Origin of the sequence: Exiguobacterium sp. s133, from assembly GCF_018618595.1 — a bacterium.
Lineage (GTDB): Bacteria > Bacillota > Bacilli > Exiguobacteriales > Exiguobacteriaceae > Exiguobacterium_A > Exiguobacterium_A oxidotolerans.
This window is the reverse complement of sequence record NZ_JACSMK010000002.1, coordinates 354,556-368,682: the sequence shown is the minus strand read 5'-3', so window position 1 is coordinate 368,682 and position 14,127 is coordinate 354,556. Positions and strand designations below refer to the sequence as shown.

Annotated in this window: 12 protein-coding genes; 10 read left to right on the top strand and 2 right to left on the bottom strand. The window is 47.9% G+C overall.

Translation table 11 applies throughout. The features are described from left to right. The first annotated feature begins 80 nt into the window (after positions 1–80). From KNP96_RS04365 to KNP96_RS04340, 6 genes are all read left to right on the top strand, one after another. Positions 81–857: a DUF3919 family protein gene (locus tag KNP96_RS04365; RefSeq protein WP_214768974.1), complete on the top strand. Its 777-nt coding sequence runs from the start codon at positions 81–83 to the stop codon at positions 855–857. Next, entirely contained in the window at positions 854–1,843 is a 990-nt protein-coding gene (locus KNP96_RS04360) for an ABC transporter substrate-binding protein (protein WP_214767026.1), read from the top strand. Before KNP96_RS04365 ends, KNP96_RS04360 begins: the two co-directional genes overlap by 4 nt. A gap of 36 nt (positions 1,844–1,879) precedes the next feature. Next, positions 1,880–3,292 carry a hexose-6-phosphate:phosphate antiporter gene (gene uhpT / locus KNP96_RS04355; protein ID WP_159172939.1) on the top strand — a complete coding sequence of 471 codons (1,413 nt, stop codon included), beginning with the start codon at positions 1,880–1,882 and terminating at the stop codon, positions 3,290–3,292. Positions 3,293–3,839: 547 nt separating this feature from the next. Next, a complete protein-coding gene (locus tag KNP96_RS04350) occupies positions 3,840–5,369 on the top strand; it encodes an FAD-dependent oxidoreductase (RefSeq protein WP_088837906.1) in 1,530 nt (509 codons plus the stop codon). 262 nt (positions 5,370–5,631) lie between these two features. Beyond that, positions 5,632–6,651 carry a Delta(5) desaturase DesA gene (gene desA, locus KNP96_RS04345; protein ID WP_088837905.1) on the top strand — a complete coding sequence of 340 codons (1,020 nt, stop codon included), beginning with the start codon at positions 5,632–5,634 and terminating at the stop codon, positions 6,649–6,651. A gap of 113 nt (positions 6,652–6,764) precedes the next feature. Beyond that, positions 6,765–7,277 (top strand): VanZ family protein, encoded by a 513-nt coding sequence (locus KNP96_RS04340; protein ID WP_088837904.1) that lies wholly within the window; start codon positions 6,765–6,767, stop codon positions 7,275–7,277. A gap of 59 nt (positions 7,278–7,336) precedes the next feature. Here the strand turns inward: KNP96_RS04340 and KNP96_RS04335 are convergent, their stop codons facing one another. Next, entirely contained in the window at positions 7,337–7,531 is a 195-nt protein-coding gene (locus tag KNP96_RS04335; RefSeq protein WP_088837903.1) for a hypothetical protein, read from the bottom strand. A 386-nt stretch (positions 7,532–7,917) separates the two neighbouring features. On the opposite strand from KNP96_RS04335, the gene KNP96_RS04330 reads away from it, so the two are divergent. After that, a complete protein-coding gene (locus tag KNP96_RS04330; protein WP_251132460.1) occupies positions 7,918–9,339 on the top strand; it encodes an ankyrin repeat domain-containing protein in 1,422 nt (473 codons plus the stop codon). Between the two features lie 53 nt (positions 9,340–9,392). Here KNP96_RS04330 and KNP96_RS04325 read toward each other — a convergent pair whose 3' ends face one another. After that, positions 9,393–11,489 carry a 5'-nucleotidase C-terminal domain-containing protein gene (locus KNP96_RS04325; protein WP_214768972.1) on the bottom strand — a complete coding sequence of 699 codons (2,097 nt, stop codon included), beginning with the start codon at positions 11,487–11,489 and terminating at the stop codon, positions 9,393–9,395. A 373-nt stretch (positions 11,490–11,862) separates the two neighbouring features. Between KNP96_RS04325 and KNP96_RS16835 the strand changes: the two genes are divergently transcribed. From KNP96_RS16835 to KNP96_RS04315, 3 genes are all read left to right on the top strand, one after another. Next, positions 11,863–11,997, top strand: coding sequence for a hypothetical protein (locus KNP96_RS16835; RefSeq protein ID WP_255407413.1), 135 nt, complete (start codon positions 11,863–11,865; stop codon positions 11,995–11,997). A 312-nt stretch (positions 11,998–12,309) separates the two neighbouring features. Next, positions 12,310–13,119, top strand: a complete 810-nt coding sequence (locus KNP96_RS04320; RefSeq protein ID WP_088837901.1) for an ABC transporter permease — start codon at positions 12,310–12,312, stop codon at positions 13,117–13,119. Between the two features lie 15 nt (positions 13,120–13,134). Further along, complete coding sequence (locus KNP96_RS04315) at positions 13,135–14,088, top strand: ABC transporter ATP-binding protein (RefSeq protein WP_159172348.1); 954 nt, start codon at positions 13,135–13,137, stop codon at positions 14,086–14,088. The last annotated feature ends 39 nt before the right edge of the window (positions 14,089–14,127 follow it).

Genomic DNA, 14,127 nt, shown 5'->3' with positions numbered 1-14,127 from the left:
ATGATACATTTACGAAACAATTCGACCGGATTTATGAAACAATTGCCCGGTAATCTAAGAATCAAGCAAGGAGAGGAATCATGAAAGCATCGACCATCGCGTATCTCTTCCTGATGGGCATCTTGTTTGCCCTTGGTCTTTTTTTGCTTCAGCAGACGGTCTTCGGACGCTTACATGTCCTTGATGGACCGAAACGGCTGAATGCTTCCGATGACTCGATCCCGACCGAGTTGACGTTACGTCACCGGTCATGGGGCGAGCAAACGGTAGAAGACGGAACGGAAGTCCAGCGCATCACGACTCTTTTGAAGCAAATGAAGACGGTGACAAACGGTACGTGTCCGGCAGGTAAGGAAACGTTCAACGGAACGCTTCGTTTCTTAAACGGCACGACGTGGACGTTTTCGCTTGGAGAAAACATGACGCTAAACGGGCGATGTGTCGCAAAACGTCCAAGTACTGAGACGACGACACTGAAAGCACGGTTCTTGAACGCGTATCACGAACCGGAACAGCTCGCGCGTCAGTTCGCCGAGGCGGAAGTCGTAACGTGGTATGAAGCAGGGAAATCTCGTTCTTTGACTGCAAGCGAGCGAGAAGACGTTAAACGTCGTCTGACGCAGGCAGAGCCGATGACGGACTACGAAGAAGTCGGTCAGGCGCTTGATGCCAGTCAGGGACAGCCGCGCATTCTTAAGCTCCAGCGGTTCAAGAGTGAGCAGAACACGCGTGCCAACCTAATGAATATCACCGTATATGAGACATTGTTCAGTGTCCAGTACATGGATGATGACAATGGGAACACCTTCTATTTGAGAAGACAACTCCTGCCGACAGAGAAGGAGGCGGGACGATGAAAAAAGGAATGCTCTTCTTGCTGAGTATCATTTGTCTTATGAGCATTTGGATTGTCCGAAACAATGAACAGACGAAGCAAGGGACAGCCGCGCGGGAGACAGTTCCGCATTTGACGGCGTACGTTTCTGCGAAAGAGGATATCGGACGCGCATTGTTATCATCGTATTGTAAACAATCGGGGTGTACGTATGAGTTCGTGCGTCTCTCGACGGAGGAACTCGTCCGACGCGTGACGAAGGAAGCGGACCATCCACGAGCCGACGTCATCATCGGTGGGACATGGGATGCCCATCAGACGCTTAAACAACGTGGTTTATCGACACCATTCCCGAGTGATATGGATCAAGCGGAACTGCAAGATCCGGATCGCTACTGGATCGGTTATGAAGTCGAGCGTCTCGCGATTGTCATCAACACGGATGTCTGGAATGAACGATTTGGGGCAACGCCTTATCCGAAGACGCTCGCTGACTTGACGGCGAAACAGTACCAGGACGAATTAATCTTGCCGGACCCGAATCATTCTGGTACGGGGGCGACGATTCTGCAAGCTGTCTTTGACGGATACGGAACGAAAGCGGAAGATATCTTACGCCAATTGATCGAGCGAACACGTCTATTTACGACGAATGGTTTTGCGCCGACTTCGTATGTAGCAAGTGGGGAAGCCGTGCTTGGGGTCAATTTCATCGGGGATCAACAATCACTACGTGAAAAGTATTATCCGGTCAAGAGCATCCCGCTTGATACGTATTCGATCAACGCGATCTCGAAGTTAAAGGGACGGACGCAACAGAAGCAGGCGAATGCCTTCATGCGTTTTGTGCTTTCTTCTGACGGTCAGGCAATCCTACGGAAAGTATCGTTCGGTACACCGACCTATGCGATCGCGAAGACACAACCGATCCAGCAAAACATCGGACAGGATATCGTCGCCGATTACCGGGACTATCTCCGTCGATTCAATCAGCTCCAGGACAAATGATGCGAAGACTCTGATTCATGATAGGGGAAATGGAAGATGGGATTCTTCAGCATCAAAAAATTGCCGAATGCCGGCATACCGATTGAAGTACAACGGAAACAATGGTTGCAGCAATTTTTAAAAGCATTTTTAGTCGTTTTCTTTTCATATATGGCGATGTACCTAATTCGAAATAACTTTAAAGCCGCACAACCGCTTCTAAAAGAAGAACTCGGTTTCACGACAACTGAACTCGGATATATCGGCTTCGCTTTCTCGATTACATACGGGATTGGGAAGACGTTGCTCGGGTACTTCGTAGACGGTAAAAACACGAAACGCGTCATCTCATTCTTATTGATTTTGTCTTCTTTAATCGTGACAGCCATGGGGATGTTGATGAGTGCCGGAGGAAGTCCTGTCGGTCTCCTGATGGTATTGTGGGGGATGAGTGGATTCTTCCAATCGGTCGGAGGACCGTCATCCTACTCGACGATTGCCCGCTGGACACCGTTTGAAAAACGTGGACGTTACCTTGGTTTTTGGAACGTCTCACACAACATCGGTGGTGCGATTGCCGGTGGTCTTGCGCTTTGGGGAGCAAACGTCTTCTTTAACGGAAGTGTCGTCGGGATGTTCATCTTCCCTGCTGCGATTGCTCTCGTCATCGGGATCGTCGGTCTGTTCATCGGGAAGGATGATCCGGAGGAACTCGGGTGGAACAGGAGTGAGGAAATTTTCGAGGAACCGATCGAACCGGAGAACATTGCTGCAGAAAGCATGACGAAGTGGCAAGTCTTCAAGACGTATGTCATCTCGAATCCGTGGATTTGGACGCTCTGTATCGCGAACGTCTTCGTCTATATTGTCCGGATCGGGATCGATAACTGGGCACCGCTCTATGTTACGGAACACTTGCACTTCAGTACGGAGAGTGCCGTCAATACGATCTTCTTCTTTGAAATCGGTGCGTTATGCGGCAGTATGATTTGGGGGTATGTGTCCGATTTACTCAAAGGACGCCGAGCGCTCGTCGCAGCGATCTGTCTCATGCTGACGGCAGTCGCAGTCCTTGGTTATCGTTACGGTACGAGTGAAGTCATGATTTACACTTCATTGTTCGCACTCGGTGCCCTCATCTACGGACCACAGCTCTTGATCGGTGTCTCGGTCATCAGCTTCGCACCGAAGCAAGCGACAACGGTCACGAACGGAATGGTCGGAACGTTCGGCTACTTGTTTGGTGATTCAATCGCGAAAGTCGGTTTAGCAAAAATCGCTGACCCAGAAACGAATGGTTTAACGATCGGTTCAGTTACATTACACGGCTGGAGCGATACGTTCGTCATCTTCAATGCTGCGTTACTGTTCGGTTTGATTGCCCTTGCAATCGTCGCTGTCGTCGAGGAGAAAAAGATTCGTCGGCTTGGGAAGCTCGAAAAACAAACAAAAGAAAAATTGAGTTCTTGAAGACAATGACTTCTATTTCATCGAAGTCACAGATTTTAGATAAAAAAGATGGAAAGTCACTTGAATGTGGTTTCCCATCTTTTTTTGTCTCTCTCTTTCCTTTTTATTTTTAAATATAGTTTGTCAAATCAAGTACAACATTTCTTAATTAAGATCTCGTATACAGATTTCGAGTTAAGACATTTACTTGGTCTTCTACCGATTCAGACAAGTGTTTGATTAGTTCTACATGAGGTCGTACACTTTTTGTGTTTTTTTCTAGGTGTTGTACTTAATATTACAATTCGTCATATAAATATTCTCCATTAACCAAAAATTAAAAATAGATTACAAATTTTGTTTTTGGAAATGATTATTTATCAAGAAGATATAATATGAAATCGGCGAGTAAAAATAAATAATCGTATATAACGCGAAAGAAAATAGCCATGTTCTAGATCGCTCGTTTTCTTTGGAAAATACAGATTGTGAATGTTTTTGTGAGAGAGAGGGTAAAAGTAAATGTTAGTTGTATGAAAAGAAACCAACATTTACGGAGGCGGAAAAAATGAAGCGACTTGACGGATTTCCAACATCATACTGGCGCACTTCGATTGAACATACGATTTATCCGAAATTAGAAACAGACAGTACGACGGACATCGTCATCATCGGTGCCGGCATTGCAGGACTCGTCGCAGCGGTCCAGTTGATTGATTCCGGATATGCCGTGACGCTGCTTGAAGCGGATCAAGTCGCGAGCGGGACGACCGGGTATACGACGGCAAAAGTCTCATCGCAACACGGTTTGATTTATGATCAATTGATTCAGACAATCGGCCAAGAGAAAGCGCGCCTCTATTTTCAGGCGAATGAAGAGGCGATTGAGTTTTTACGTGAGCAGGTCGAACGACTCGGCATCGACTGCGAGCTTGAGACGCAGGATGCGTACCTGTACGTCGCGTCCTCAAAAGAAAAGGCCAGTCAACTCGAAAAAGAAATCGAAGCCTATGCCCGACTCGGAATGGACGGGGGAGAGGCGACGGCGGAAGTGCAAGCGAAGTTGCCCTATCCGGTTGAAAAAGCAGTCGTCTTACGTAATCAAGCCCAGTTCCATCCAGTCAAGTACTTACAAGGACTCGCCCGGTACTTCACAGCGAATGGCGGTAAGTTATACGAACAGACACGGGCCGTATCGGTCGAGACAAAACGGACGCCGACCGTCGTCGTTGAGAACGGACGTAAAATCGAAGCGAAAAAGATCATCGTCGCCTCGCATTTCCCGTTCAATGATTTAAAAGGGCTCTATTTTTCAAAACTCGAAGTCCACCGATCGTATATCGTCTCCGGCTTCGTCGATGCAACGTTTCCGGACGGTATGTTCATGAGTGCCGATCAACCGAGTCGCTCACTCCGGCATGCAAAGACGGCAGATGGACGAACACTCGGTTTCTTCGGTGGGGAAAACCATTTGTCGGGACACGAGACACATACGAAAGCCAATTATCAAACGTTGGCGCAGTTCGCGGAAGCCGAGTTCGGGGTCGAAGCAATCGAACAGTTTTGGTCGGCGCAAGATTTGATTTCGCTCGATAAAGTCCCGTATGTCGGTCAAATGACGAGTGACGACTCGAACCTGTTCGTCGCGACAGGATTCGCCAAGTGGGGAATGACGAACGGGATCGCGGCAGGTCGTCTCTTAGCCGATCTATTGACCGGGAAATCAAACCGCTACCTGTCCTTGTTCGATCCGAACCGGTCGAAGTTGAGCAAGCAGGATGCGAAACAGTTCGTCAAAAACAATGCCGATGTCGCGCTCGAACTCGTCAAAGGGAAAGTCGCACGTGGCGAGAAAGAGGCGGAGGCGTTAGCACGCGACGAAGGTGGACTTGTCCGCCATGACGGGAAGACGGTCGGCGGATACCGGGACGAGACGGGTGAACTGCATCTCGTCAAGACGACCTGTACGCATCTCGGTTGCGACGTCAAATGGAACGACGGCGAACGGTCATGGGATTGTCCGTGTCATGGCTCCCGGTTCGATTACGAAGGAAATGTGCTCGAAGGGCCAGCCGTTAAGCCGCTGAAAAGAATGTAACGACAGCCAAAAGGCTCACGATGCGTCGTGGGCTTTTTGCTTGTATCTTCATCAATTTGAGAATTCCTGCTTTATTTTTTATAACATGTGCTATAATTACCTGGTATAAAAAATATTTAAGCGTATAACTATATCGGTCGGGTCGAGTATCATGTGGATGTTACGAATTCACCGTCACGAACGCCGTTTCCTGGTTTCATTCAAGCACATCATCTCATTAGCGTCGTGAACGCTGTAACTGAATTCGAGGAGGAAGCAACACATGAGTAAAGAAAAAATCGCCCAGCTTCGTAAACATGTCTCGCCGTTTGAAAAGGCAGACATAAAAGCGAGTGTCAGGCAGATGATCAACACGATCCTACCGTTTCTCGTCGCTTGGTTTCTCGCCTACCAAGCACTCAAAATCTCAGTATGGCTTGCGGTTCCGCTTGCGATCGTCGCAGCCGGGTTCGTCGTCCGAACATTCATTATCTTCCATGACTGTACGCACGGGTCATTCTTCAAAAACAAGAAAGCAAATGCGATCGTCGGGACAATCACAGGAATCTTGACGTTATTCCCATACGAAAAATGGAAACGCGAGCATTCAATCCACCATGCGTCGAGTGGTAACCTCGATAAACGTGGCGTCGGTGACATTTGGGTCATGACGATCGAAGAGTATGTCGAAGCATCGAAATGGACACGGTTGAAGTATCGTCTCTACCGGAACCCGCTCGTCATGTTCGGTCTCGGACCATTGTTGTTGATTCTCGTCGTCAGCCGCTTCAATCGCAAGGACGCACGGAAAAAAGAACGCATCAACACACACGTCATCAATGCGTCACTCGTCGTCTTGTATGCCGTCATGATTTATGTCGTCGGTTGGCAGGCCTTCTTGATCATCCAAGGAACAACGATGTTCACAGCGGGCGTGCTCGGGATCTGGTTATTCTACGTTCAGCATACGTTTGAAGACTCGTATTTCGAGGATGAAAGCGAATGGGACTACGTCAAAGCCGCGATCGAAGGAAGCTCGTACTACGAGTTGCCGAAAGTTTTACAGTGGGTGACAGGAAATATCGGCTTCCACCACGTCCATCACTTAAGTCCGCGTGTCCCGAACTATCATCTAGAAAAAGCCCATACGGCGACACCACCCCTTCAAAAAGCAACGACGATCGGCTTATTCTCGAGTCTCAAGTCGCTTCGTTATAAACTATATGATGCTAAAAATAAAACGTTCGTGACGTTTCGCGAAGTCAAACATCTGTTGCGTGAACCGAAAACATCTATATCCTAAGCAAAGTGCTCACCTGTTAAACGGGTGAGCGCTTTTTTGTCTCCGTCTTTAGGCGTAGGTTCCAAGTCGTTTTTCATGGTAAGCTATTCCGATAGTAGAAGGAGGGATGCTACATGCGTCGGATACCGATTGCCTATGTCACAGGAGGTGCCATCCTGTTAGCATTGTTTGGTTTTAGCTCGATGACGTATGAACAACAATCCTTGATTCCATTTTTGACGAACCATGTCCCGCTCGGCTGGGTCGATGCGTTTTCGTTCGTCTCGTTTCATTATGAAGTCCCGATCAGTGTCGCAGCACTCGGACCGGCCGCATTCGTCGAGTTCTTCATCCGTAAAGGCATGCACGCGGGTCTGTTTTTCGTCTTCGGTATCAGTCTGGTCCACTTGTTGCGGATGCGACGTTATCGCCCGGTCCCTGCTGCCTTTTTTGCTTTTACGACAGCAATGACCGTCGGCGTGCTCGATGAGTTCCATCAACTCTTGACCGGTGGACGGACGCCGCTTGTCGGTGACGTCTTGATTGACGGGAGCGGGGCGTTCGTCGGGATCCTGCTTTACACGGGACTCCGGCTTTTCCTGAAGGCGGACCGGATCGTCAAAATGGACTATCAACGAACGAGCTAACCAAAACATCCCCCGTTCCCTCAACAACAGTTGAGAAGACGGGGGATGTTTTGATTCAGTTAAAAGCGTTGGACCCACTCGATTTTGTATTGTGTCCGACCGTACTCTTTTCGAAGCATGTTGTCTGCTTTTTTGCGGGCAGTCGTGTGATCACTCGCACGGATGATCAGGCGATCGGTTTCAATGATTTCTTCGCGTTCGATGACATGGTATTGGATGGTATATTCTTTGTTGAACAGATTCAGTAATCCCATGATATCCACTCCCATATTCTTCATTCTAGTAGTTATTATATGGTATTTACAAATGAATGGCAATCTAAAAGAGAGACTTTCGTCTCACCCTATAATAAATAGTATATGGGTCGAATGGTTTATTAATTTTTTCGATTAGAATGACGATAAAAAGTGTTGTTAAATGCGGGATTGTTCTGAAAATTATTATTTTTTGAATATTTTTTGAAATGAAATCATGAATCATTTGACCCATTCAGAAAGTCTCGTAATCTAAGTGGAAGATATATTTAGATAGTTTTTTTGAGAATTAACAATAATTAACTTGGAATCCGTTTGGGATTATCGGTATGATAGGGAAGAGTGGTGAAGAGGCCATTCGTGAAGAAAGGGGTCGAAGACTGACCATGCACGACATCAATGAAACGAATCAATCAATCCGTCAAAAGGAACCGGTTGTAAGACGCGAGCATGTGTATTTTTGGTTGTTGCTCCTGACGTCAATCGTGACGGCATGCGGCATACTCGTTCTCGTCATCGAATTTCCGATGGTTGGACTGATGATAGTAAGTGGAGTGGTTGTAGTACTCGGACTGGTTGTGATGAGAAAGTGGATCCAGCTGACGGCGTTACGGAGTGAACAAGTTCGTGTGAGTGACGTCTTGTTTTACGATCTTCAATCCCGAGTCGCGCATCAGGCGAAAGAACTCGGACTTTGGCGGATGCCGGAGACCTATTTGATCGACCATCCACAGCTGACGACACCACGAATCGTCTATTTTTTGCAAAAGTATACGCTGTTGCTTCCGGCGTCGTACCAGTCGCTTGACGATACCGGTGAATTTTTGATCATCCGAGAACTCGCGCACGTCAAACGGAATCATCATGAAAAACGTCTTGTCCTCCTGCTTGGAAGCTGGGTGCCCTTTTTACGCGCGGCCTATGTACGTGCCTGTGAGGAAACGGTCGACCGGATGGCGCTTCGACGGGTCCCGCGTGACGTTGCCGTACGTGGCATCATCAGTTCGACGGTCGGTCGGACGATAGTGGAAAATCTTGATATGAACGTCTACATAACAGAAAAACAAGCAAGGGCATCACTCGCGACAGAAATCGCACAACTGTTTCGGAAGCAACCGGACGTCTTACGGCGTCTACAAGCGACCGGAATCGATGCTGCACATCGGCAGACGATGCGTTGGATCGTCCGAGGGCTCGTCATGAGCGGAACGCTGGTCGCGCTCTTCGGGCTTGCTGTCGTCGGTCGACAAGTCCCGCAACTGTTTGCTGACTTGACGACATTCGTCGAACAAGAAGCCGGAATCGAGCAGGACTTAGGTGAAACGGAACTGATGGCGGCGATTCAAAAGGGGACGCTCGAGGAAATCGAACAGCTGTTACCGACGAGTGATATGCAGGCCGTCGATGCTGACGGTGATACGGCCCTGCATTACCTCGGATACCGAAAGTCGAGTAAGGGGCTTGAAGGTGTGTTTGACGCTTTGATTAAAGCCGGCAGCGACGTCGATGCGATTAACGACTTCGGGGAGCGACCGTTTATCACGGCCGTCTACAGTAACAATCAGGAACTCGTCGCCTTGTACTTGAAACAAGGTGAGAAAATTGATCAGCAAGATGAGGACGGCTATACGCCGCTCCACCATGCCGTTGAAGGTGAAGGCAAGCAGACCGTAAAGCTGTTGCTTGAGAAAGGGGCAGACCTGACGATTAAGAACGAGGAAGGCTATACACCGTTAATGCTTGCGGAAGAATATGAACTCGACGACATCATTCTTTTACTGAAACAAAATGTACCGCAAACGTTATGAAAAAAGACGCTCTCCCGGTAAAGGGAAAGCGTCTTTTCGTTGTGTCTTGTCTCTTATTTGAGCATCGTTGCTGTATCGACGATGCGTCCTTCAATTTTGTAATCGACTTCTTTAAGTGATGCTGTGAAGTCGCGGAGGTTCTCCCAGTCCGAGAGACCGAGATCCGTGACGCGTCCATCTGCATAAGCAGTTGCGAATGGTGTGAGACCGTCGCCGCCCTTCGCAGTGAAAGCGTTCGTCGCGATGACGTACGTCTTCGCAGGATCGATTGCTTCAAGTGTCCCGTTGTTGTCGACTTCCATCTTCGTGACACGTTCGCCCTTAACATTTTTGCTGTTATATTCGAATTTCATACCAGATACATGGAGGAACCCACCGTTTTCGACTGGAGCGACACCGATGCTGATTTCAAGGAGGTCCTTGATTTCTGCACCTGTCATTTTCGCAGTCGCGAGTGTGTTACCGAACGGGAGTGTCGTTAAGACTTCACCGACTGTGAGTGGTCCGGCATTGATTGCTGCCCGGATACCGCCGCCGTTTTGCATCGCGATGACAGCATCTTTGTTGTATTCTTTAGCTTTTTTGAGCATGCCGTCTGTGATCAAGTTACCGAGTGCCGTCTCGCTGTTACGCACACTGACTTCGCCACGCGGGTTTGTGAGTTCATTGACGATGTTCGCCCCGACTTCTTCATTTTTAAGTTCAGCGATTTGATCCGCATATGGTTTGAGGATCTCAGCAGCTTTCGCGTCTTCTGCTGCTTTTGAGACGTCGATCAGCGAACCGTTGTACTCTGTTAATTTCCCTTTGTAGTCGAACGTCAAATCGAGATTTCCGAGGAAATCACCGTATTGATACGCTTGCGCGATGATTGTCGGTTCTGTTTTACCTGGAACGTCTTTTTCGTCGACGACGACTGGCGCTTCAAGTTTTGAGTGCGAGTGTCCTCCGACGATGACGTCGATGCCGTCAACGTTACGTGCGAGCAGTTGATCATTGTCGACTGCAGCATTGTCATCGAAACCGATGTGTGTCAACGCGACGATTTTATTGACGCCACGGTCTTCAAGTTTTTTGACGGCTGTTTTTGCGCTCTCGATGTAGTTCGCGAAAGCGACCGTACCCGGACTTGAAATTTCCGCAGTCTCTTCTGTCGTTAACCCGAAGAAGCCGATTTTTTGTCCTTTGTATTCTTTAATCACACCTTGGTAAATCCGTCCTTTGTCAGGACCGGCTGTGATTGTTTTCGATTGGAGACCCGCAAGCAGTTCGTTTTTGCTGAAATCGACGTTCGCTGAGATGAACGGGAACTTCGCGTTCGTAACGAAATCCTGAAGGGCTTGATGGTTGTCCTGGTCCCCGAGATCGAACTCATGGTTACCGAACGTCATCAAATCGTATTTCATGTAGTTCATCAACTCGAGGTCAGCTTGACCACGGAATTTATTGAAGTAGAGTGAGCCTGAGAAGACATCTCCTGCGTCAAGTAAGAGTGACGGTTTGCCGGCTGCTTTGTAGCTCGCACGGAGCTCCTTGATGACAGTTGCACGTTTCGCTGCTTTGTCGAGGTTCGCGTGTGTGTCATTCGTGTGGAGTAAACCGATGGAGAAATCATCCTTGTTGACGTCGAGGACATTGATTTTTGCTTTGAGTGTGATTGTTTTACCGAGACGTGTGTATTTTGCGACCGCATATTTGACGCCTGCTTCATCTGTATCGACTTTTGTCCAATGGACCGGTTTGTCATAGACACGGCCTGTTGCATAAAGAACAGCCAGTGTTTTCGGTAAGACCGGTTTTTCACCGACGTAGATCGTCTGTTCTTTCACGCTCTCGACGAACTTGACGGCATAGTTTTGGATATAAATCTTCACTTCGATTGGTGATTTCTTCTTCCCGTATGTCCCTTTTACCGTTTGGAAACGGTTAAAGATGTGACGGTCATACTTCTTCCACGTGATTTTTTCGCCCTTGTATGTAGCGGGTAATTTGACCGAGGCACCTTTCTTGAAGACGAGTGACTTGAGTTTGACCGTTTTGACTTTGACATGGGTTGCAGCAGAGACAGTAGTTTGCGCAACCGGCACGATTGCCGATGTCGTCAAGGCGACAGCGACAGCTGCCGCGTAAAGCGGTTTTGATTTGTACATACGTAAAAATCCTCCTTCAAAGTGGGTATATGAATGCAAGGTCAAAATGCGATCGTTGACCTCTTCTTCTACTATAAGTGTTTTAGAAAGCACTGTGCGGATAATGTTTTGTAAAAAACGTAAATTCTTAGGTCGGACGACGGGACAACCCGTTGGAGAGGTTTACTTGTTAGACTGCAGACGCTGAAAAAGTGACTGAAAAACAAATGATAACGCTTTCATTATATGTCGGATTGATTCAAAAGGGAATAAAAAACTGCGAGAAGTTTATGTGTCATTCCCATTTTTTGATAATTTGCTTGTAGTTTTTAGTGCCTCTCTCTTGTATCATATAAAGTAATGGACTAACGTGTGAAAGGATGATCAACTGAAAATGAATGAAGCGATTCGAGGAAGTTTAGTCGTTTTGATCCTCTGTTTGATGATTGCCTTACTCGGATGGGGATTATCTTCACCTCCGACGACGATTGGTAGTATGCATGTAATTGATTTTGAGCTGTCTCCGTGACGTGTCCTAGGACATCGATGAGGGCAGTTTTTTTGTCGTTTAGAAAGCTACAGTTTAGTGTCGGTTTCCTCAATACATTGACACGATTTTTAACCATGGCTAGAATTGACTAAGTGTATGGTCGTTATCGACGACTTTTAATATGAAAGATTTGTTCAAGCAGAGGGGGGGAATAATCGAATCGGGCAGGCGAGAGGCACTGCTAACGGATCGCATTCGTTTGAAACGATCGCGAATCGAATCCGTCATTTTTGACTGGAAGTAACTGAACTAAAATACATGTACCTCTACGGATCGGAAGGAACTTAACTTATGTTGAAAGAAATGAAAAACATCATCCGCGAACAAGTGGAGAATTTTCCACTGATTCGGCGTCTGGCACGGTACGAAATCAAATCGGCGCATGCGGAGCAACGGCTCGGTCTGTTGTGGGAGCTGCTCAATCCCGGATTACAAATCTTTATTTACTGGTTCGTGTTTGGTGTCGGTCTGAAAGGCAACAAGAACGTGGATGGCGACACGCCGTTCATTGTCTGGCTTCTTTGCGGGATCGTCGTCTGGTTCTTCATCAATGACGCGTTACTCAGGGGTTCGAACTCGATCAACAACCGGCTCGCGATGGTGACGAAGATGCGTTTCCCGATGAGTGCGATTCCGTCATATGTCATCTTGTCGCGGATGTACCAGCATTTCGCGATGTTATTGATCGTCTTCGTCGTCATCTTGCTTAACGGAATCCCGATGACGTGGAAGCTGCTCCAGTTGCCGTACTACATGGCGGCGACGTACATCTTCGTCTACGCGTTCTCACTTTGTTTCTCGACATTGATTACGCTCGTCAAAGACATTCAACTCTTTTTACAATCGATGATGCGGATGCTCTTTTATTTAACACCGATTCTGTGGAACATTGAACGATTCCCGGACGTCTTACATGGTCTGCTTCGTCTCAACCCGGTCTTCTACCTAGTCGAAGGCTACCGGTCGAGTTTACTGGGCGGTGCCTGGGTCTGGCAGGAATGGCCGACGGGACTTTACTTCTGGAGCGTGACGCTTCTATTGTTCACAGCCGGAACTTACTTACACATTAAGTTCCGTAAATCATTCACCGAGCTTGTTTAAGGGAAGGAAATCGCTATGTCTATGATAAAACTCGAACATGTCACGAAACGGTTTGACATGGTTACGACGACGAAAGAAAAATTTAAGTTGTTATTCAAAAGTAAAAGCAAGAGCGTGAAGACGTTCACGGCACTCCGTGACGTCACGCTCGACATCGGATCAGGAGAAGTCGTCGGTCTCGTCGGCATCAATGGTTCCGGTAAGTCGACGCTATCGAACTTGATCTCCGGTATCATCTATGCGAACGAAGGCGACGTCGAAATCAATGGTGAAGTCGCGATCATCGCCGTCTCGCAAGGACTGAAGAGTGTCTTGACGGGGCGCGAGAACATCCGGCTCAAATGTTTGATGCTCGGGATGGACGACGCGGAAATCGACCGCCGGATGCCCGGCATCATCGATTTTGCGGACATCGGGGACTTCATCGACCAACCGATTAAAAAATATTCGAGCGGGATGAAGTCGCGTCTCGGCTTCGCGATTGCCGTCAACGTCGATGCCGATATCTTGATCGTCGATGAAGCATTATCGGTCGGGGACCAAACGTTCTATAACCGGTGTATCGATAAGATGAATGAATTCAAGGACGAAGGCAAGACGATCATCTTCGTCAGCCACTCATTGTCACAGATTCGCAACTTCTGTGAACGCGTCATCTGGCTCGAGTACGGTCAAGTCAAACTCGACGGGACGACGAAAGAAGTCGTGCCGCAGTATAAGCAGTTTTTGACGTCATACAAGAAACTGTCGAAAGACGAGCAACACCAGTACCGCAAAGATCGCTTAAAGGAACAGGCAGAAAACGCGACACCGCGTAAGCAGAACGTCGATGCTGAAGATACGGTCAAACATCCAGGCTGGATCTTGTCCGGACTCGGGCTGCTCGTACTCGCAGCCGGCAGTGTGATGGTCATCGATGAAACGCCATCATTTGCATCACTGACTGACGCAATCGCCAACCTATTTTAAACACCGACGACCAGTGATACGTTTTGTGTCACTGGTCTT

What these genes read in the sequence shown, in the direction of transcription:
- KNP96_RS04315 (WP_159172348.1), top strand. Translation starts at nt 13,135, where the DNA reads ATGTCTATGATAAAACTCGAACATGTCACGAAACGGTTTGACATGGTT.
- uhpT (WP_159172939.1), top strand. Translation starts at nt 1,880, where the DNA reads ATGGGATTCTTCAGCATCAAAAAATTGCCGAATGCCGGCATACCGATT.
- KNP96_RS04330 (WP_251132460.1), top strand. Translation starts at nt 7,918, where the DNA reads ATGCACGACATCAATGAAACGAATCAATCAATCCGTCAAAAGGAACCG.
- KNP96_RS04340 (WP_088837904.1), top strand. Translation starts at nt 6,765, where the DNA reads ATGCGTCGGATACCGATTGCCTATGTCACAGGAGGTGCCATCCTGTTA.
- desA (WP_088837905.1), top strand. Translation starts at nt 5,632, where the DNA reads ATGAGTAAAGAAAAAATCGCCCAGCTTCGTAAACATGTCTCGCCGTTT.
- KNP96_RS04365 (WP_214768974.1), top strand. Translation starts at nt 81, where the DNA reads ATGAAAGCATCGACCATCGCGTATCTCTTCCTGATGGGCATCTTGTTT.
- KNP96_RS04350 (WP_088837906.1), top strand. Translation starts at nt 3,840, where the DNA reads ATGAAGCGACTTGACGGATTTCCAACATCATACTGGCGCACTTCGATT.
- KNP96_RS04320 (WP_088837901.1), top strand. Translation starts at nt 12,310, where the DNA reads ATGTTGAAAGAAATGAAAAACATCATCCGCGAACAAGTGGAGAATTTT.
- KNP96_RS04335 (WP_088837903.1), bottom strand. Translation starts at nt 7,531, where the DNA reads ATGGGATTACTGAATCTGTTCAACAAAGAATATACCATCCAATACCAT.
- KNP96_RS16835 (WP_255407413.1), top strand. Translation starts at nt 11,863, where the DNA reads ATGAATGAAGCGATTCGAGGAAGTTTAGTCGTTTTGATCCTCTGTTTG.
- KNP96_RS04360 (WP_214767026.1), top strand. Translation starts at nt 854, where the DNA reads ATGAAAAAAGGAATGCTCTTCTTGCTGAGTATCATTTGTCTTATGAGC.
- KNP96_RS04325 (WP_214768972.1), bottom strand. Translation starts at nt 11,489, where the DNA reads ATGTACAAATCAAAACCGCTTTACGCGGCAGCTGTCGCTGTCGCCTTG.